The organism is Enterococcus durans NBRC 100479 = LMG 10746, from assembly GCF_001544215.1.
GTDB lineage: Bacteria > Bacillota > Bacilli > Lactobacillales > Enterococcaceae > Enterococcus_B > Enterococcus_B durans.
The window spans coordinates 36,938-58,002 of the sequence record NZ_BCQB01000015.1; the positions used below are offsets into that span (position 1 = coordinate 36,938).

The window sequence follows — 21,065 nt, forward strand, 5'->3', positions numbered from 1 at the left end:
TGTTCTTGCTTGCCAATGAATAAACGGAGCACACTCTTTCTTCCACTTATAGACTCGTCACAGCAGTAAGCAGCTCATCGCCATTATTGACGGTGATTCCTGTTTTTTCAGCTATTGATTCATAATCCGTTGCATTGGTTATGATCACTGGGGTCTCAATGCTATACCCTGCTTTTTCAATACCTTCCTTATCAAATTTGAGAAGTACTTGGCCTTTCCTCACTTTGTCACCTTGTGCAACAAATGATTGGAAATATTTTCCTTCCAATTGAACGGTATCTACACCCACGTGGATCAATAATTCGAGGCCTGTCTCTGACACTAATCCAATCGCATGTTTTGTTGGAAATAAAGTCAAGACTGTTCCATCAAACGGTGCTAAAACTTCCCCTTTATCTGGATAAATCAAACTACCTTTTCCTATTACTCCCTTAGCAAATGCTTGATCAATTGCTTGGTCTAACGGGGTGACGCGCCCTTCAATCGGTGTCAGCACAATTTCTTTTCTTTTATCCTCAATAGTACTCGTTGTTTCTGGTGTTTGATCTCTCCATAAAAAGAATGTGAGGAAAAAGCCAATGACAGAAGCGATCGCTATACCGATAAATGCGTGATACATCCCACTTGCATCCGTTCCCGTTAGATAGTTTACTACGCCGAAGATACCTAATCCGCCCATCGTATACCCAGTTGCCCCTGAAACCATCAGATAAATCCCTGAGATACTGCCACCGATCATTGAAAAAATAAATGGCTTTTTATTCGGAAGTGTAATCCCATAGATCGCTGGTTCAGTTACACCAAAAATACCGGATATGACTGCCGGCATACACAGTGCCTTCATCTTTTTATCCTTAAACTTGAAATACATCGCAAGCACTACTGCTGTTTGTGCAAAACTAGCACCGAAAACTGCCGTCAATATTTGACTAGATCCATTTTGTGCCATCTGCATGATTGCAAGAGGGATGACGCTCCAATGCAATCCGAAAATAACCAAAACTTGCCAAAAGAAACCAAGAACCGCACCATACACAGCAGGAGAAAAAGCCATCAAAGACTGAAAGCTAGTACTTAGTAGTTCCGTCAATAAGCTAACGATCGGTCCAATGACTAAAAATCCGATCGGTAAAGCAATCAGCAGAACCGAAAAAGGAACAACAAAGGTTTGGACAACAACTGGGATCAATTTTTTAGCGATTTTTTTGATCTGTCCAGCAAACGCAATGATAAAAATTACCGGTACCACACTACTCGTGTAACTAGCTCCTACCCAGGGAATCCCCAAAAAATTTTCATAAGCGGGCAATCCTAGTAAATGATACGGTGCTCCTACTCCAGGTGTAGCTGCTTCAAATCCACTTTGCAAAGCGGGACCTTGAACAGTCGGGTAACAAAGCGCTGCGCCAATCACGATCCCTACCATTGGGTTCAAATGAAATTTCTTGGCAGCTGTATACCCTAAGATTACTGGCATAAAGTAAAAAATTGCATCGCCGATTCCATTAAGCATCGTATACGTCCCGGAATTATCTGCATAAAACCCTAAAAATAGGAACAAGGCATTTAACCCTTTCACCATCCCTGCAGCAGCCATCGCTCCAAGAAACGGTTGAAAACAGCCACTTAAAATATCGATCAGGCGATTAAATAGATTTCCCTCTTGCGTCAGCTCGCCGCCCTCTTCTCCTATACCTGCCACGGTCACTACTTCGCTATACACATCTGGGACATGATTCCCTATTACCACCTGGTACTGTCCCCCACTTTTCATGACTGTCACTACACCTGACATCTTTTTCAGCTTTTCATCTAGTGCTTTATTTTCATCTTTCAATTTAAAACGTAACCGTGTAATACAATGAGTCAAACCATGAATATTTTCTTTTCCTCCAATTGCTTGAACGATTTCTTCTGCTAATGCTTGATATTTCCCCATTTTTTTCCCTCCATTGATTTGAAGGTTTAGCCAACTAAATGTCACCATCCTTTTTATATTTGTCTTGCCTGCTTCTTTCTTAATTTTTCAAACGATACTCATGCCTCAATCGTGCGACATGAATCGTTAAATACACGATTTCATCTTGAGAAACTTGGTAATCCAGACTCTCATCTAAAAAAAATGCAATTTTTTTCACGCATTGAAGCGCAACTGGGTATTTTCGTTGGATCACTTGCAGTAACTCTTCTTCCACATCGCTATCCACTGGTTTAGACGTGTTCATGATACGTGTCAGAAAAAAGCGTAAATGTGTGACAAATCGAAAAAAAGCAACTGATTCTTCATCGAACGTCATTTGATAATAGTAACGAACAATGTTCAAAATATCTTGAAGTGTTTTTGTAAAAAGATACATATTCTCCAATTGATTGCGATCTGTCTGAGCATTGACCAAATGTAAGGCAATAAAACCTGCTTCATTTTCAGATAACTCAATCCCATGATCATCCAACATTTTTTCGAGCATCCGTTTGCCGATTTGAAACTCTTTTGGAAATAATTGCTTGATGTCATAAAGTAAAACATTCGGGAGCTCGATTCCCTTTTGTTTCCGTTTGATCGCTGTATAAAGATGGTCTGTCAAAGAAATATAAATCGATTCATTTAAGGGTACGCGCAACATTTTTTTCGTATCTTCGATGATTTCATACGACCATTCGATGTACTTCAACGGAATTTCTTGTACTAATTTTTGAAAATATTTCGCTACCCGATCGTCTGCCAGCTGAAATTTCTTATCAATTCATTTTTCTGCAATTTTGTCCCCCGTCTTTTTCTTATAAGCTAATCCCTTCCCCATCACGATCATTTCCTGATTCAACTCATTTCTTGTGATCACGACATTGTTATTCAATATTTTCTCGATCCGCATGGCTTCTCCTTTCTATGAGACATACTCAATACTGGTTCAGAGCAAAAAGAAAAACCTAAAAAGTCTCCCCTCAAGATACAAGGTGACTCATTAGGTTTAGCTTGCGTGATGAAATCACTATCCAAGTTATTTTGTTTTCTCTATCTTAGCGAAAGCAGAAATAAATGTCAACGCTTTCTTTTTTACGTGCTATAAAATTTCACTGAAAACCAAATAGCTGCCTGAAACGACGACAACGATCTGCATTACTATTTTCATTTTAATCTTCCCTTCTCTCTTTAAAATCAAAGCATCATACACTTTGTTCCCAAGGTTGCTAACTCGGTATCATGCGTTACTACTATAACTAAACGTTCCTCAGCAACTAACTCTTGCAGAATACTGAAAATGATTTTCTTGTTCGAATCATCTAACGAACCTGTGGACTCATCTGCCAGAACGATCCTTCCGTTCTTCAAAAATGTCCTAGCCAAAGCAATTCGCTGTTTTTCTCCTCCAGATAGTAAATATACAGGTGTTTTCAACCTCTTTTTTCGATTTTTACACATTCGCTAGGTCGATGAAAAAACATGAGACCATGAATATTCACAGGTATCAAAAAAGAAAGAAAAAATGATTTTTGAGAAATCACTTCTTCTTTCTCTGAGTTAAAATACTTCTGTTGTAGTCTCTCGTGAGTTATTCGCTCTGCAGTTTGTACATATCTGCATACAGACCTTCTTGTGCAAGTAGTTCTGCGTGGGTACCTCGTTCAACGATATTCCCCTTATCAAGCACAAGAATCAACTCAGCATCCCGAATCGTTGATAGACGGTGGGCAATAGCAATGGTGGTTCTTCCTTGGCGCATCTTTGCCAAGCCCTCTTGGATCAATCCTTCTGTTTCCGTATCAATATTCGCAGTTGCTTCATCTAACACTAAAATTTTAGGATCGGTAACGATGGTTCTAGCAAAAGTGATCAATTGCCGTTGTCCGCTGGAATAACTTGCACCCCGTTCAATTACTTTTGCGTGGTAGCCTTTAGGTAGTTCATTGATGAATCGATCTGCTTGAACGAATTCAGCTGCTTCGCGTATTTGCTCATCCGTAATAGTTGGGTCCATCATTCGAATATTGCCAGCGATGTCCCCGTAGAATAGAAAGGCATCCTGTAATACCAAGCCCATTTTTTTACGCAGTTCTTCAATCGGATATTCACGGATATCATGAACATCGATTAAGATCTGTCCTTCGTAAAATTCATAAAACCGCATCAATACATTGATGATCGAGCTCTTGCCACTTCCTGTATGACCAACTAAAGCAACCGTCTCTCCAGGATTTGCGACAAAGGAAATATTATTTAAGACATTATTTTCTCCATCATAAGAAAAACTAACATTTTTAAATTCGATTTTTCCATCGGTGATCGTTCTTGCTGCATCGGGCGCTTGTTGCGGCGTGTATTCTTCTGTATCCATGATTTTCAATATCCGGCTTCCAGCAACCATCCCATCGGTAAATACACTTAAAAAGTCCATCATTTGCGACATAGGGTTAAAGAATCCTTGGACATACGTTGTGAACGCATAGATCAAGCCGACTTCAACTGGTGATTTCAATGCATCAATCCCGAATAACGTTAATGCTAATGCAATCGCTAACGCATACAAGAAACTGATTACTGGGCTTAAAAGGATCGAATTTGTTTTGATCATTGCATAACGAGTAGCTAAATAGTCATTATTGACTTCCTCAAACTCTTTTGCTAACCGTTTTTCTTGGCGGAATTGTTGAATGATCCGCATTCCAGAAATCGATTCATTCAATTTGGTATTCAATTGACTCAATTTTTCACGCATATTACGGTAGATCCGTGAACTAAACTTTTGATAATACCAAATCACTACCCCTAAAATAGGTAAGAAAATCAACATCCATAAAGCAATCTTACTGTTGATCTGGAACATCGCAAGAAAAGAGGAAATGACTGCAAATATACCTGTCAATACCATCAAAAAGACATACCAGAATTCAAAAAGCGTCTCTGTATCATTTGTTACCCTTGAAACAGTTGACCCTGCAGGCGTTTGGTCAAAGTACCTCATGCCCAATGTGTGGAGCTTTTCAAATAATTTTACCCGAATATACTGGTATGTTTTCAGCGAAGCCATTGAGTACAGATACCACTGAAAGAACCAAATGATACTCTTGATGATCACTCCGAATAAATACAACCCAGCAAAAAATAGGATCACTTGAGTTGTTGCAGATTGTTTCGCTAAATGTTCATCCATGAAAGTCTGGATGATACGAGGTAGCAAAATATTGACGACAGACAAAGCTAACGCAAATAAGATTGCCACGATAAATGACGACTTAAACGGTTTGGCAAAATGCATCAATCGCTTGATGATCGTCTTTTGTTCCTTCAAAGGAATCGACTTGGTCCACTCTGATTGATACTTATCTTCCATCCTCTTCACCCCCCTCGATTTTTGCTTCTAATTGCTGTTTCTCCCACATTTGCTCGTACCATCCGCCCAAGGCAAGTAATTCCTGATGCGTACCACGCTCAACGATTCTTTCCTTGTCGATGACGACGATCTCATTTGCATGCATGACACTGCTCAAACGATGGGCAGCAATGATCGTTGTTTTGTTTTTTCGTTCTTCTTTTAGATTATGCAAAATCGCTTCTTCTGTTTTCGCATCGACCGCCGATAATGCATCATCAAGAATCAATAACTCGGGACTTTGGATCAGTGCACGTGCAATCGATATACGTTGCTTTTGTCCACCGGATAGTGAAACTCCACGTTCGCCGACCAAGGTATCGTACCCTTTAGGCAGAGCTTTGATTTCTTGATTGATAAAAGCAGATGAAGCTGCTTCTTCTACCTTTTCAGCTGACAATTGCGGATCAGAAAAACGAATATTGTCGCGGATCGTCATGGAGAACAAGAAATGATCTTGGGGAACATAACCGATAGATCGTAAAAGTGCATCTAAAGAATATTCTTTAATCGAACGGCCACCAAATTTGATTTGCCCTTTATAGCTATCATATTCGCGCATCAATAATTTGATGATCGTCGTCTTGCCAGCACCTGTTTTACCGACAATCCCCAGAGTATCGCCTTCTTTGATTGCAAATTTGATTTGTTCAAGTGCAGGTACTTCTTCCTTAGGATAATGAAACTCTTTGATCTCTACATTGAGTTCACCCTTTGCTGGCGTTTGAATTGCACCTAATTGTTCAACGATATGTGTTTTTTCACGCAACAATTCGCTAACGCGATCGTATGAGGCATTTCCTCTTTCCAGAACATTGAATAAACGACCAATCGCAAACATCGGCCAAACCAACATACCGATATAACTGATAAATGAAACCATTTGTCCAATGGTGATCGTACCTTCTAATACATATTTTCCACCCAAAATAATGGTTGCCACATAAGATAAACCAATGATCAACGTGATAAATGGATCAAATAGAGCATCTAAGAAGTTGACACGTTTATTTTTTGCAATGGCATTTTCGATTTTTTCTTCAAAATCCGCAAGATCTTCTTTATCTTGCCCAAATGTTTTGATTACTTTGATCCCAGTAATACTTTCCTGCGTTTTATCATTGATGCTCGAGAAAGCTTCTTGTGATTCACGAAAAGCATCATGTAATTTTGAACCTAAAATCCTTGAAGTCACAGCTAATAATGGCAACGGGATCAGCGCGATCAAAGTCAGACGCCAATCAATAAAAAATACCATTGCAATGATCGTTGTGCCTCCAGTAATCACAGAATCTGCAAACGTTAAAATACCAGCACCGGCAACATTCTGAATCGCATTTAAATCATTTGTCGCATGGGCCATCAGATCACCCGTACGGTATTTTTGATAAAATAAGCTATCCATTGCAATGAAATGTGCAAATAAGCGTTGGCGTAATTCTTTTTCTAATCTGACAGCACTTCCCCAAATGTTGGTACGCCAGATAACACGAAATAGATATTGCAGAAAAGCCGCTACAACCAATACGGCAATCCAAGTGAAAATGATTTTCATCGAGATATTCTTATCCGCAATCTCATCAATGATGATCCCGATCACTTTAGGAGGTACTAACTGAACTAGAGCGACGGCAAATAATGAAAAAATACCGATTAAATAGTGCTTCTTTTCTTGTTTAAAAAACCAACCTAATTTCCTAAAAATTGACATCCTTTTCCTCCTTCATACGGAACCGTCTTACCTTTTTCTTCTACTTTTTTGAAGAGCGAGTCTTTCATCAGTTAGTCGTTTGCTTACTGCATAATCATCCCAAATAGAAAAAATTACTAGAAAAATATAAAAAAAAGCAGACTGAAATCAATCAGCCCGCTAAAATGCCAGTTGAAAAAACCTATTTTTTCCCTTGGTTTTTCATTTGTTGCATCATCTGACGAATTTTCTTTTCAGATGGTTTTTGCCCCATTGACATCATCATTGATCGTAACATTTCCTCATTGACGGGAGGATTTTTTTCTAAGTAATCTTTCATATATTTACGCGCAAAAAAGAATCCACCGATTGCGCCGATTAATAAAGCAATAATTGCAATAAGTACGACTATTCCTGTTGATACCATGTAAATCTCTCCTTTCTGTTTCCGAATTGCTCTCAGTGACTTATTTTACTAAAGATTGTCCAAAAAAGAAAGGCGTTTTCTTTAGAAACATTTAAAAAATTTCTTTTTAGCCGAATTTATGGTTTTCTAAGCCAAAATGGGAAACTGTAAACTTTTTTTAGGCGCACCGAATTTTTTCCTTTCATTTTTTTGGGGACAGGTGTAGAATAAACTCGATAAGAAAAGAGGAAAGGTGGTTTTTTCTTGGATAAACAATCGCAAAAGCATAAATTAATCGAACATACCAATGGACTTTCTTTATCTGAAATCAATGGTACTGTGAAAGTTCCTAAAAATAAGAGCTTTTTCAAAACTTTACTTGCTTATTCTGGTCCTGGAGCGTTAGTCGCTGTAGGATATATGGACCCAGGAAACTGGTCGACTTCCATCACAGGGGGGCAAAACTTTCAATATTTACTGATGTCAGTTATTTTGATGTCTAGTTTGATCGCCATGTTGCTCCAATACATGGCTGCTAAATTAGGGATCGTCAGTCAAATGGACCTTGCACAAGCGATCAGAGCACGAACAAGCAAATCGCTTGGTATCGTCTTATGGATCCTGACTGAATTAGCGATCATGGCAACAGATATTGCTGAAGTAATCGGTGCAGCAATTGCACTTTATCTCCTATTCAATATTCCCTTAGTGATTGCCGTTTTTATCACCGTCTTGGATGTCTTCATTTTGTTGATGTTGACTAAGATCGGTTTTCGTAAAATCGAAGCAATCGTCGTTTGTTTGATCTTTGTCATTTTATTTGTCTTTGTTTACCAAGTGGCACTATCTAATCCAGACTGGAAAAATTTATTTGCGGGTTTTGTTCCTAATGGAAAGACATTTACAGATTCGCCAGTTATTGGTGGTGAAACACCATTGACCGGAGCGTTAGGAATCATCGGAGCTACAGTGATGCCTCACAATCTATACTTGCATTCTGCAGTTTCTCAAACACGAGAAATCGACCGAGAAGACTCCTCCAATATTGCTAGAGCAGTTCGTTTTTCGACTTGGGATTCAAACATCCAATTATCGATGGCCTTTTTAGTCAACGCACTATTGTTGATCATGGGGGTTGCCGTTTTTAAAAACGGTTCTGTTCAAGATCCATCATTCTTCGGACTATATGAAGCATTGTCTGATCCTTCAGCAATGAGTAATGGCGTATTGATTACTGTAGCAAAATCAGGGATCTTATCCACACTCTTTGCAGTGGCTCTTCTTGCTTCTGGACAAAACTCAACGATCACAGGTACCTTGACTGGGCAAGTAATCATGGAAGGCTTCATCCATATGCGTATGCCAATCTGGTTGCGACGTCTAGTCACACGTTTGTTATCGGTCATTCCGGTCTTGATCTGTGTACTGTATACAAGTACGAAAGGCCCAATCGAAGAACACATTGCTTTAAATAATCTGATGAATGAGTCACAAGTATTCTTAGCCTTTGCCTTACCATTTTCAATGATTCCATTATTGATGATGACGAATAGCGAAGCAGAGATGGGCAAACAATTCAAAAACAACTTGCTTGTCAAAATACTCGGTTGGTTCTCCGTTCTCAGCCTGACGTATTTGAACCTCCGCGGCTTGCCTGGACAAATTGAAAGTTTTTTTGGAGATCAAGCCTCTGCTAGTGAATTAGCCCTAGCAGACCAGATTGCCTACGTTCTCATTTTCGTTGTCTTAGCGTTATTATGTTGGACGGTCGTTGACTTATATAAAGGAAATAAAAAACATCAACAGCGATTACAGCAGATGACAGAAGAACTCGATTAAAAATCAACCACAAAGGAGTGGCATGAGCTAGTCATTTCAGGCTCACACACCCAAGATATTGATTCACTTTACTTTCCAAAAAAATACGCCGTCAATCACTAAAAATTTGAAGTTCAAATTTTAGGATTGACGGCGTATTTTTTTACAAATCAGGATGGTAGATTAGGACAACGAGCCAACGAGAGAAGTACTATAACCTTTCTCACTAGCCATGCAGACCATTTCTTTTATTTGCTTTCTTCAAGCAACAATTCTGGAAATGCTTCTGGATCGAATACTTGCGTCTTGAACATCGTGATTTCTTTTCCATATGGCGCATATGCCGTTTTCTTTTCTTTTCCAACATATGGCGTTTCTAAAATCTTAGGAATAGCAGCAAATCTTGGTTCATGGACAATTTCATTCAATGTTTCAAAACCAATCGTACCAAAACCAATATTGGCATGTCGATCTTTATGGGCTCCTTGCGGATTTTTTGAATCATTGATGTGTAAAACTTTCAATCGATCCAAGCCGATCACTTTATCAAACTCGGTCATCACACCAGAAAAGTCATTGCGAACATCATACCCAGCATCATTGGTATGACAAGTGTCAAACGTAACAGACAGCTTTTCATTCAATACGACTCCATCAATGATCTGTGCTAATTCTTCAAATGTACGACCAACTTCTGTTCCTTTCCCCGCCATCGTTTCTAAAGCAATTTGCGCAGTCTGTTCTTTTGTTAATACTTCATTTAGACCTTCAATGATTTTCTTGACCCCTGATTCTGCCCCTGCACCAACATGGGCACCAGGATGCAAAGTAATCTGTTTCGCACCTAGGGCTTCCGCTCTTACGATTTCTTCTCTTAAAAACTGCACGGCAAAAGGAAACATCTCAGGCTTGATCGTATTCCCTAAATTAATGATATATGGCGCATGAACGACAATATCAGATAATCCATGTTCCTCCATATATTGCTTTCCAGCCTCAATATTCATTTCTTCGACAGCTTTACGTCTTGTGTTCTGGGGAGCGCCAGTGTAGATCATAAAAGTGGAAGCCCCATAACTAGCAGCCTCTTCTGCTGCGCCTAAAAGCATTTTTTTCCCACTCATACTTACATGTGAACCTAATAACATAAAAAGATTTCCTCCTCGAACAGCCCTATCTCAACTTTCTAGCCGAAAACCGTTCTATCTATTTAAAATCAGCGATTCGCTTTTTTCATCCTCTCTATCTTAACTGAAACACGGAACAAAGAAAAGTTTGAAAACTCAACGTAAAAGGAAAAATCCCTTTTGGTTCATGCATCACCTACCAGCTAAATCGGTGATGTTCTTTTGATCAGAAATAAATAAATCCTTACAAAAACTCCCCCATCTGTTTTTTTGATTCATTATTTGCTATAATTAGCGAAATAAAACCATTAGTTGAGGTGAACCCTTTTGCCACGTAAAGATACTCGGAAAAAGCGAAATCAAAAGAAAAAGCAAAAATGGTTTGTACCCAAAATTATTTTTGGTGTCTTCCAGTCTTTAACAGCTTTTATTATCGTTCTTCTTTTGCTTCTCGCAGCACTAGGAGTCGGCATTGGTGCTGGCTACTTTGCATATCTAGTTGAAGATACAGAAATGCCGACCAAAGAAATATTACAAACAGAACTTGGCAATATTACAGAAACATCGAAACTTGTCTACGCGGATAATTCAGAGATCTCAAAGATCCAAACTGATTTAATGCGTACGACCGTTCCATCTGATCAAATTTCACCGTTGTTGAAAACAGCGATCATCAGCACGGAGGATGAATATTTTGAAGAACACAAAGGATACGTTCCTAAAGCAGTACTACGTGCCCTATTCTCTGAAGCTACAGGAATCGGTTCTTCTGGTGGATCAACCTTGACACAGCAATTAGTCAAACAACAGATACTAACAGATGAAACAACCTTCAAACGTAAAGCAAATGAAATTTTACTTGCGGCACAGGTTGAAAAGTATTTCTCAAAAAATGAGATCATATCGACCTACTTGAATGTCTCACCATTTGGTAGAAACAACAAAGGACAAAATATTGCAGGAGTCCAAGAAGCAGCGAAAGGTATCTTTGGTGTCAATGCCAAAGATGTGACCTTACCACAAGCAGCATTTATTGCTGGATTACCACAAAGCCCGATCACCTATAGTCCTTATACAAATACAGGCGCCTTGAAAGAAGATCTTTCTGCCGGGATGAATCGTAAAGATATTGTACTATTTAGCATGTACCGTGAAAATAAAATCACCAAAGAACAATATGACGAGGCAAAAGCCTATGATCTTACTAAAGATTTCCTACCGCAACAAGTAGCAGAACAAAATGATCGTGAGTATTTGTATTATACAGTCATGAATGAAGCAACGAAGATCGTGACGAAACAACTGGCAGACAAAGATAAAGCTGATCTGACAGATGGTGACACCTATGATGCCTATTACCAAAAGGCACAACAAACGATCCAGAACAAAGGCTATACGATCCATTCAACGATCGATAAAAATATTTACGCCGCAATGCAGGTAGGTGTTCAAAATTACGGCTATCTGTTAGATGACGGCACTGCGACTCAGGTCGAGACCGGAAACGTCTTGATGGATAACAAAACCGGACGAATCTATGGATTTGTTGGTGGTCGTAATTATTTACAAAATCAAAATAATCATGCGTTTGATACAGAAAGACAAGCAGGTTCATCGATCAAGCCAGTCCTTGTTTATGGTCCAGCCATCGATATGGGGTTAGTTGGCTCCGAATCTCGTGTGTCTGACTATGCCACAACTTGGCAAGAAGGCGCAAATGCTGGTGAAAAAATCGTCAATGCAACCAATGAGGGATCAAACACATTCCAAACGATCCGTGAATCTTTGGAATGGTCAAACAACATTCCCGCTTATCATTTATACCAAGATGTCTTGAACAATGGCGGATCGAAACAGTATGCCTATGACAGTTACCTAGCTAAGATGAACTATCCGGCAAATGCCAATTGGGGTGTTGAGTCTGCACCATTAGGAACGATCGATGTGACCACCCTCCAACAAACCAATGGCTTCCAAGCATTGGCGAATGGCGGTGTCTATCAAGAAGGTTATCTGATCGATTCCATTACGGATAATGCTGGCAATGTAATCTACAAGCATGAAGAAAAACCAGTCCGTATCTATTCTGAAGCAGCCGCTTCGATCATGAACGATATGATGCGTAGTGTTCTGACAACCAAAATCACTACCTCTTTCAAAGACGATATCGCTAGTTTGAATAGCGACTTGGGTCAAGCCGATTGGGTGGGGAAAACAGGTACTACCAATGAATATCGTGACTCTTGGTTGATTGTTTCAACTCCAGCAATCACTATCAGTAGTTGGACAGGTCATGATGACAATACAGCAATGAACTCCAGAGCACGAATACGTTCTTCTCAATATTTAGCAAATTTGATCAATCAAGTTTATCAAGCAGATCCAACGATTTTTGGTACACACGATAAATTTGAACTATCATCCGATGTCATGAAGAAAAAAGTTGCTGCCTTTACCGGTCAAACTGCTGGTAAAGTAACTGTAGATAAGAAAACAATTGAAACACCAAATAAAACAGTTGAATCATTATGGGCAAAAAATGGTCCTGAAAAATCAACCTTTAAGTTCGGTGTTGGCGGTACAGATAAAGACTACGAAGACTATTGGAAAAAAGTGAATGCTTATAACCAAGCAAATCCAGCAAAAAAAGAAGACAATAAAGAAGAGTAAGAAAGAAGTCGAGACAAAAGTCGCTTAGGTTTGAGAAATTGGAGAGAAAAGAGGCTGTGACAGAAGTAAGAAACACTTTTGTCACAGCCTCTTTTTTAATTTCCAAAAAACCTGGCTTTTGAACGCCGTTTATTTGAGAGAGGCTGGGGCAGAAGTGTTTAACTCCGAGAAATAAGAAGAAATTAACGAAAATTGCTTTTCAAATTTTTGTGAATTTCGGCTTATTTCCGAAGGAGTTGCTTTTTGCTCCCGCCGTTTATCCGAAAGGCTGTAGCAAAACTGATTTTAGATTTGTCCCACATTCTTCTATCGTTCTTGACTCGCTCTCTTTTTATGACTGTTTGACCTTTTTACTTTCGGTTTTATTGCAGATTTTATCTTTTGGTAATGTTCGCTTGTGTGCGCTTTGTTGTTTTTCAGCCTGCTTCGAGACTCTCGTTGATGCGAAACTAGTTGTAGCAGCAGAATTATCTCTGGTATTTTTTTGTTTTGTCACTTGCTCTTTGCACATCGTTTCCTTTTATTTCACTACTCTTTTTTTGCTTTTCGATCTGATCTCGGCTTTCCCTTTTTAGTGCACTTCCACTAGCTTCTTGTACCGTATCTTTTTCCACATTCTCTTTTTGTGTAAATCCATCTCTCATACTTTTCCCTAAAGAAATGACTATAGCCTTTGCCTCGACAAACGCACAATGCAAAAATTTGCTACCATCTTCAGGATTTACCATTTCATTTTATAAAACTCATCAGTCCTTATTGACAAAGAGCCCAAAAAATACCCACTAACTTGGCTACTAGTCCAAATTAGTGGGTGAATTACATTATTAATCTACTATTTTAAAGGTACTACAACTTTTCAACGGCATATTTTCTCAAAGATATACATGATTTTGCTGTAGAGTCGTTTTTATTTTGTTGAGCCTTTTTCTTCGATCCCGTATGGTAAAATGATCGTTTTTTCTTCTACTTCTTCTTTGTTCATCATTTTTGTAAGTAAGCGCATTGATACCGCACCAAGATCATACAAAGGTTGAGTGATACTTGTTAGACGTGGGCGAGCAACTTCTGTTAGTAATGAGTTGTTACTTGTGATGATTTCGAATTCTTCAGGTACTTTTACGCCTCTATCTAAAAGTCCATCTAAAATACCGATTGCTAATTCATCATCTGAAACATAGACAGCTGTTGCACCACTGTTGTGGATACGTTCTACTAATGACAACCCATCTTTGAAGTTGTATTCTGCTTCAAAGATCAAGCCTTCACTGTAAGGCAAGTTGTTTTCTTTCAATGCTTCTTTGTAGCCCTTCAAGCGATTTTGTCCATTGATTGGATCAATCAAGGCACCACTGACAAACGCGATTTTCTTATTACCGCTTTTAGCTAATTTGTTTACTGCATCTTTTGTAGCAGTTGTATAGTCAATATTGACACTACCAACTTGTTCATCTGGATCGATCGAACCTGCTAAAACAACAGGTGTTTTTGAGCGAGAGAATTCCCCGCGGATCTCATCAGTAATATGATGCCCCATAAAGATCACACCATCTACTTGTTTCGCTAATAGATTGTTTAGCACATTTACTTCTTTTTGGTCATTTCCATCAGAGTTTGCTAAAATGATATTGTATTTGTACATTGTGGCAACATCATCGATTCCGCGTGCTAATGAAGCAAAGAACATATTGCTGACATCAGGAATGATCACACCGACAGTAGTTGTTTTTTTACTTGCCAATCCACGTGCTACAGCATTTGGACGATAATCTAAACGATCAATGACTTCCAGTACTTTTTTTCTTGTGGCAGGTTTTACATTGGGATTGCCATTGACAACACGTGAAACAGTAGCCATCGAAACATTTGCCTCTCTTGCTACATCGTAAATAGTAATTGTTCGCTTTTCCATTGTTGTTCTCCTATTCATTTTTATATGTTTTCTGAAAATACGCTTTACATTTCTTAGATAGAATATCAAATTATACTCGAAATTGCAACCGTTTTACCACTGTTTTCATAAAATTTTTACTTTTTTCACTTTTTTAGACATTGGTCTTTTAATCAATAAGTGGTACAATTATCTAATAATTCAATAAATTAGAAAGAAGGATGCCAAAATGAATAACGTAAAAATCAACGAATTACGTAAATGGATGGCTCAAAAACAAGCGGATCTGGCTTATATCAGTGATCCTGGACACATTGCTTATTTTTCAGGATATGAAAGTGAACCACATGAACGTGTCTTGGCGCTCTTTATTCCACTTGAACAAGATCCTTTTTTATTCACCCCTGCTTTAGAAGTTGAAGATGCACAAAATAGTAGCTGGACTTTTGATGTACGTGGATATTTGGACAGCGAAAACCCTTGGGAAATTATCGGGAAAGAATTACGCACTCGTTATGGACAACCCGGAAAAATCGGGATCGAAAAAAATGCTTTAACAGTTGATCGCTTTGATGCTATCTCTGATCAACTAGTTGGTACAGATGATTTCATTGACTTGACTTCTATCATCCAACGATTGCAATTGATCAAAACAGTTGAAGAAAAAGATAAATTGATTGCCGCAGGTAAATGGGCAGATGTTGCGTTTGAAGTTGGCTTCAAGGCAGTCAAAGAAGGCATCACTGAACAAGCAATCATCGCAGAAATCGAATATCAATTGAAAAAACAAGGTGTCTCACAAATGTCATTTGACACAATTGTTCTTGCTGGTATGAATGCTGCTAGTCCTCATGGTACACCTGGTAGTACCAAAGTGACACCAAATGAACTTGTCTTATTCGATCTTGGTGTTGTTTGGGACGGTTATTGCAGTGATGCTACACGTACTGTCGCTTACAAGAAACCAACAGAATTCCAAGAAAAAATCTACAATATCACCCTTGAAGCGCAATTAACTGCACAAGCAGCTGTGCGACCTGGTGTTACAGCCGCTGAACTAGATCAGATTGCCCGTAATGTTATCAATAGCTACGGCTATGGAGAATACTTCAATCACCGCTTAGGTCATGGAATTGGTACAACTGTTCATGAATTTCCTTCTCTAGTTGAAGGAAACGATTTGATCATTGAAGAAGGCATGTGCTTCTCACTTGAACCAGGGATCTATATTCCTGGAAAAGTCGGCGTACGAATCGAAGACTGTGTCTACGTAACAAAAGATGGTTGTGTACCATTTACTACCACATCAAAAGAGTTACGAATCTTAGATTAATCTCTTGATCCATTTCAATAGTTAAAAGAATCCTCCAAAAGAAGCAGAAACCATTGCTTCTTTTGGAGGATTTATTGTTCATTGCAACATCTTCAGTAGCCTGAAGGATTACCTAGTTTTTCCTTTTTTAACTCTCATGAAAATAATCCCTACTCCACTAGCACAGATCAAGAGACCGATGATCAACAGTGCTATTTCAGAACGATCATTTGTGGTGGGAAATACCTTGTTCTCTTTTGACAATAGCTGATCTCCTACTTTATTGGCGAGTTGCAGTTGTTTTTTTGGAGAACCAGAGAGATTTTCTGTTAGTAGATCTGTGGCTTCCACATTGGAAACACGCTCCTGATTTTTTTGTTTTTGCTCAATTGGGCTTGTCTCTACCTTTAGAGGCTGATTTGCTGCCATGGTTTTAACCGCCTCGAGTTGAGGCTTACTTTCATTTTCTGGCGTATTTTTAGTAGCTGTCTTAACGACTGTTTCCGCTACTTTATTTTCGGTTAAACTAAGCTGTTCTTTTACGACATCACTTGTATTTCCTGCTTGATCTTCCGTACGCACATAGAGTTCTGTGTCTTTAGTTACCTCAAATGGTTGAGTATATTTTTGCCATGTTTTCCCTTTATCCATACTATAGGATAGTTGGTGCACTGCAGCTTCTTCCTTAGAAAGCTGTTTTTCATAACCTAGTGTCACTTTGATTGCGTTTTGACCTCTTTCTAATTGTATAGAAGGTCCACTAGCAACCTCTTTTCGAATCGCTTTTACTTCGTATTTGGCTACAGCTGATTCATTCCCATATTTATCTTTATACTTATAATAAACAGTTTTATTTTCAGCAATTGCCACGTCATCTTTGACCTTGGACCATGTATTTCCATCAATAGAATAGTATAATTCTGCATCTGTTCTCTCATCTACATGTAAAGTAACTACTTGATTGGCAACCGTTTGATTACTTTGGATAACAGGAGTTGCTAACATTACATGATGATAACCAACAGTCACAATCATACTGACATGATTATTTAGGGTATCTACTAAATCAAACTCGACTTGGTTCAATCCATCTTCGATATCAATAGGATAATCGACGGTTGTCGCTTGACGGCCGGCATAGTATTTTTCATTATACACACCATGATTTCCATCACTGTAGGCATTATTCAAATTGATATATAACCTGTACCCAGCTAAATTATCGTTGACTTCAGCTCTAACCGCATAAGGATTTTGATTCGTATAGGCAAAATAATTTCCCTGACTGTCCACTGTTAGATTTGGTAAGATCAAACTAGGCAAAGTTGAATCGATCACGATAGGATAACTATAATTCATGACTGGTCGCCCATCGTTCAGACGATTGTCTTGTGCATAGATTTTCAATGCATGTTTCCCATTATCCACATTTTTCATGACGTAGCTGAATGCAAGTGTATCAGGATCATAATTGATTTTCTCGTCATTCAAGCGGAAATCTGTAACTGGATATTTTAGTTTCCCGCTGATCTGCAATTCTTTTGTTTGAACATTGTAATAATTACTCATTTTGTTTGCTATAATCGCCCCGCCATTTAGTTGCTCAAATTCAACTAGATCTCCAGTATAACTGGTTGTATCTACAGTTATTATAACAACGGTTGACTCCGTCACCTCATCATTTGAGTTATAAGAAGACACAAGCAATTTATTTTCTCCAAACACTAATGGAATATCCCCATCAAATTCACCGTTACTAGTTAAACTACTTGTCAAATCGACACTTTTTTTAGCGGACTGGTTTTCGACACTCACTTTCACTCCATTTGTTTTTCCTTTCAAATGATAATTTTCTGAATGGGCGATTGCTTTTCCAGATGCATCCACTCCTTCTATCTCAAGAGTTGGTGCTTGATCAACAAAAGTAAAGTGGTAAGTGCCCAGTATATTTTTTCCAGTTGCGTCCTCTGAAAAGACAACCGTATTTTGTGCTACTGCTGGAACAGCCACAGAAAAGGCTCCGGTAGTGCCAGTTACTGTCTTTATACCATTCGCAAATAATTCTGTATTTGGTAAATACGTTCCTTTGATGTTATACGACTTATTCACTTTATCATAACTATAAGAATCCGAAGTAATAACAGAGTTATCTGTAAGGTTGAGCAACTTCAACACTCCAACTGCTCCATTGATTACTTGACCTGTTTGCCCATCATAATACTTTCCTGGATCTATCGTCGTATTCAACGCATTATCCGAAACCTCTATACGTATAAAATTTTGCCCATTTAACAGTAATTTCCCCACCCCTGGCAATACATAAACATTTTGCTGTCCACTTACAGGAGAGAGCGTTCCCCTATACCTTTTTCCATTAATTTCAAAATAGAGCAGATTATTTACACCTGAACCATTATCCTCGAATTCTACTAAGAGGTCCTGCCCGCCAGCAATGCTCACTCCGTGTATTATTGGTGGGAGCGTGTCTACTTTCAGTGGATAATACGTGAGTTGTTCTCCCTGACCACTTTCAGTTTCAGTTGTTATTTTATATCTGTATTGTCCATCTGGTACTGTATTCATCTTTCCTGTTTTAGTGTCATATATTTTCCCATCCCATTCTCCATTTTTTACTTCATGGACACTCCATTTTCCATTATCCAGGTTAAAGAAATCCTTACGCTGATTTCTTTCTTCATAGACTTTTTGAATGACATGGTCATTTGCGTCAACGATTTCGTATTTTGCATAAGCATAGTTTCGATAAAAGTATAAGTATGGAAATGCAGAGTCGTAATGTCCATCCCCATTAGGAGAAATAGCTACACTATCAGGATCGACATCTGAATTTTTAACACCTAATATATTTCGACTATTAATATCCACTAAAAAACCAGCGCGTGTCGGGATATTTTTTCCTCCCGGTTGATTATACGGCGGAGAAGTGATCAGTTCCGCATCATAATCACCATAATAGCCCATATATGGAAGCACTAAATCAGGCGTATTATCTCCGCTAAATCCAACATACCCTTCAACGAATTGCTGTCTGTCAAATGTAGCTGGCAACTGCAACGTTACAGTGACTTCGATACTAGCTTTAGCAGGCACTTCGATTTTTTGATTGGCTGTTGTTAGACTTGCTCCATTGATCTTACTATCATAAAGTTCTAAAGATGTCTTTTCTATATCTTGTGTGTATACGCCACCGTAATCATTGAATACATAACTTTTTGTGTCATTTCCATAATTTGTTAAAGTCACTTTAAAGTTGGTTTGTTCTGTAATTTCTTTCAAAGTGAATACTGCATCATGATCACTGGCGTCAGTTGCACTCAATGTGTTTTCCAAAGCAGCGCCGACATTAAGCAACCCCGCCCCCTGTTGACGAGGCGAATAAATCGAATTTACATGGTCGTGGTCAATTAAAGGGATAGCCGTATTCATAAGCGTATTTTTAGCAAATTGCGGCAAATCTTTTCTCGGGATATTCAACTGACTATTTTTAGCCGATTGATAGATCAATGCCTCTGCTCCTGCTACAAATGGTGACGCCATCGAAGTCCCATTCATTGATTGGTACGAATTGTCATTTGCCAATGAGTAAATATTTCCACCTGGCGCAGTGATTTCTGGTTTGAATTCTAAGGTTGGTGTGGGTCCCCAAGATGAAAAAGTGGACATTTTTCCCGCCTGATTATTTGGTATGACCTCCTCTCTAAAATCAAAAGTGAATTGTTTCTGCTGTTGCATTGCAGAAATCAATTGGGTCCCTTCACTAGTAAAAACACAAATGGTTGGATAAGAAAGATCCGTCAAAGTTGGTGCATATTGAGCATCTTCATAGATCACAGCTGCTACTGCTCCAGCTTTTTTCACATTTGCTACTTTTTCGGAATGATTCGTTGTATCTCCATGAATCAAAGCAATCTTATTTTTAGCATCAAGTCGGGAGAGTTCTTCCTTACTAGCGCTTCCCGCGTCAATTAGCTCATGCTTATTTTTAAGGTCTGAGTAATCAGCAGTTGGTGCTATCATATATGGCTGCAAGTCTCCATTATAAGAAGCATAGCCATTGAACTGAATCCCCTCTACATGAAAAAGAGGAAGTGTAGCTGTTGTATTTTCCGCAGAAGCGACACTCAAGGCAGAAGAAACAACTGCGGGAGAAGAAATCATCGACTGATCATCTGTCCCTAGTATATCCGTTGCAGCTCCAGATATAGTGCCACTAGTTGCTGCATTTCCTGCAGCAATCACACATAAGACCCCTGCATCCGAAGCTGCTTGGATCGCTAATTGTTCTGGGTCAGAAGCATCACTATTTCCAGCATCACTTCCTAAACTCATATTGATGACATCCGCTCCTAAAACAACAGAGTCTTCAATAGCTGCGATGATATCATCAGACACACAGCTTTGGTTATCATTATTGGAAAAAACTTTCATCGCTAATAATTGTGCTTCTGGTGCGACACCCTTTACTACGCCGTTAGCTGACGCAATTCCAGCCACATGCTGTCCATGCATCACTGAACTTTGATCAACAACATCTTCCGATTCGTCCGCATAATTATGTCCAAAAGGAACTTTAGCTGAAAAGTACTTTCCATAACCTAGATTTTTTATTTTTTGATCCGCTTCTTGTTTTTCAAGTTGCACTCCTGTGTTCTTACTCAATTTGAGATCCTGATGATTAGGGTCCATCCCTGAATCGATAATCGAAATAACTGTATTTTCACCTTTAAAATTATAGTCATTCCAAGCTTTTTCAATATCTGCTGG

12 protein-coding genes and 2 pseudogenes are annotated in these 21,065 nt (G+C 38.8%); 4 read left to right on the forward strand and 10 right to left on the reverse strand.

All coding sequences use genetic code 11. From position 1 onward, the window contains the following. Nucleotides 1-46: 46 nt before the first annotated feature. From ED2_RS06060 to ED2_RS06090, 6 genes and pseudogenes are all read right to left on the reverse strand, one after another. Nucleotides 47-1,939, reverse strand: a complete 1,893-nt coding sequence (locus ED2_RS06060; RefSeq protein WP_016177443.1) for a beta-glucoside-specific PTS transporter subunit IIABC — start codon at nt 1,937-1,939, stop codon at nt 47-49. Between the two features lie 79 nt (nt 1,940-2,018). Beyond that, nucleotides 2,019-2,873 (reverse strand): annotated as a pseudogene (gene licT / locus ED2_RS06065) (BglG family transcription antiterminator LicT). A 284-nt stretch (nt 2,874-3,157) separates the two neighbouring features. Further along, a complete protein-coding gene (locus tag ED2_RS06075) occupies nt 3,158-3,397 on the reverse strand; it encodes an ATP-binding cassette domain-containing protein (protein ID WP_229104028.1) in 240 nt (79 codons plus the stop codon). Nucleotides 3,398-3,551: 154 nt separating this feature from the next. Then, nucleotides 3,552-5,330 carry an ABC transporter ATP-binding protein gene (locus tag ED2_RS06080; RefSeq protein WP_016177440.1) on the reverse strand — a complete coding sequence of 593 codons (1,779 nt, stop codon included), beginning with the start codon at nt 5,328-5,330 and terminating at the stop codon, nt 3,552-3,554. Continuing rightward, nucleotides 5,320-7,080 (reverse strand): ABC transporter ATP-binding protein, encoded by a 1,761-nt coding sequence (locus tag ED2_RS06085; RefSeq protein ID WP_016177439.1) that lies wholly within the window; start codon nt 7,078-7,080, stop codon nt 5,320-5,322. Before ED2_RS06085 ends, ED2_RS06080 begins: the two co-directional genes overlap by 11 nt. A 181-nt stretch (nt 7,081-7,261) precedes the next feature. Then, nucleotides 7,262-7,486 carry a YneF family protein gene (locus tag ED2_RS06090; RefSeq protein ID WP_005880376.1) on the reverse strand — a complete coding sequence of 75 codons (225 nt, stop codon included), beginning with the start codon at nt 7,484-7,486 and terminating at the stop codon, nt 7,262-7,264. Between the two features lie 243 nt (nt 7,487-7,729). On the opposite strand from ED2_RS06090, the gene ED2_RS06095 reads away from it, so the two are divergent. Further along, complete coding sequence (locus ED2_RS06095; protein WP_060789723.1) at nt 7,730-9,304, forward strand: Nramp family divalent metal transporter; 1,575 nt, start codon at nt 7,730-7,732, stop codon at nt 9,302-9,304. Between the two features lie 227 nt (nt 9,305-9,531). Here ED2_RS06095 and ED2_RS06100 read toward each other — a convergent pair whose 3' ends face one another. Continuing rightward, nucleotides 9,532-10,431, reverse strand: a complete 900-nt coding sequence (locus tag ED2_RS06100; RefSeq protein WP_016177436.1) for a deoxyribonuclease IV — start codon at nt 10,429-10,431, stop codon at nt 9,532-9,534. A 306-nt stretch (nt 10,432-10,737) separates the two neighbouring features. Between ED2_RS06100 and ED2_RS06105 the strand changes: the two genes are divergently transcribed. After that, nucleotides 10,738-13,080 (forward strand): transglycosylase domain-containing protein, encoded by a 2,343-nt coding sequence (locus tag ED2_RS06105; protein WP_016177435.1) that lies wholly within the window; start codon nt 10,738-10,740, stop codon nt 13,078-13,080. A 143-nt stretch (nt 13,081-13,223) separates the two neighbouring features. Beyond that, nucleotides 13,224-13,344: pseudogene (locus ED2_RS16525) on the forward strand (DUF3788 family protein); the annotation flags it as partial. A 203-nt stretch (nt 13,345-13,547) separates the two neighbouring features. Here the strand turns inward: ED2_RS16525 and ED2_RS06110 are convergent. Together ED2_RS06110 and ccpA are read right to left on the reverse strand one after the other, a co-directional pair. After that, a complete protein-coding gene (locus ED2_RS06110; RefSeq protein ID WP_016177433.1) occupies nt 13,548-13,808 on the reverse strand; it encodes a hypothetical protein in 261 nt (86 codons plus the stop codon). 179 nt (nt 13,809-13,987) lie between these two features. Continuing rightward, nucleotides 13,988-14,989 (reverse strand): catabolite control protein A, encoded by a 1,002-nt coding sequence (gene ccpA, locus ED2_RS06115; protein WP_016177432.1) that lies wholly within the window; start codon nt 14,987-14,989, stop codon nt 13,988-13,990. 208 nt (nt 14,990-15,197) lie between these two features. Here ccpA and ED2_RS06120 point away from each other — a divergent pair, with 208 nt between their 5' ends. After that, nucleotides 15,198-16,301, forward strand: coding sequence for an aminopeptidase P family protein (locus ED2_RS06120; RefSeq protein WP_016177431.1), 1,104 nt, complete (start codon nt 15,198-15,200; stop codon nt 16,299-16,301). 108 nt (nt 16,302-16,409) lie between these two features. Here ED2_RS06120 and ED2_RS06125 read toward each other — a convergent pair. Further along, on the reverse strand, nt 16,410-21,065 hold a 4,656-nt coding region (locus ED2_RS06125), incomplete at its 5' end, for a S8 family serine peptidase (RefSeq protein WP_255209469.1).

Excerpts from the sequence above, each read along its gene's own strand:
- ED2_RS06060 (WP_016177443.1), bottom strand. The coding sequence starts at position 1,939 with ATGGGGAAATATCAAGCATTAGCAGAAGAAATCGTTCAAGCAATTGGA.
- ED2_RS06080 (WP_016177440.1), bottom strand. The coding sequence starts at position 5,330 with ATGGAAGATAAGTATCAATCAGAGTGGACCAAGTCGATTCCTTTGAAG.
- ED2_RS06085 (WP_016177439.1), bottom strand. The coding sequence starts at position 7,080 with ATGTCAATTTTTAGGAAATTAGGTTGGTTTTTTAAACAAGAAAAGAAG.
- ED2_RS06090 (WP_005880376.1), bottom strand. The coding sequence starts at position 7,486 with ATGGTATCAACAGGAATAGTCGTACTTATTGCAATTATTGCTTTATTA.
- ED2_RS06100 (WP_016177436.1), bottom strand. The coding sequence starts at position 10,431 with ATGTTATTAGGTTCACATGTAAGTATGAGTGGGAAAAAAATGCTTTTA.
- ED2_RS06110 (WP_016177433.1), bottom strand. The coding sequence starts at position 13,808 with ATGGTAAATCCTGAAGATGGTAGCAAATTTTTGCATTGTGCGTTTGTC.
- ccpA (WP_016177432.1), bottom strand. The coding sequence starts at position 14,989 with ATGGAAAAGCGAACAATTACTATTTACGATGTAGCAAGAGAGGCAAAT.
- ED2_RS06120 (WP_016177431.1), top strand. The coding sequence starts at position 15,198 with ATGAATAACGTAAAAATCAACGAATTACGTAAATGGATGGCTCAAAAA.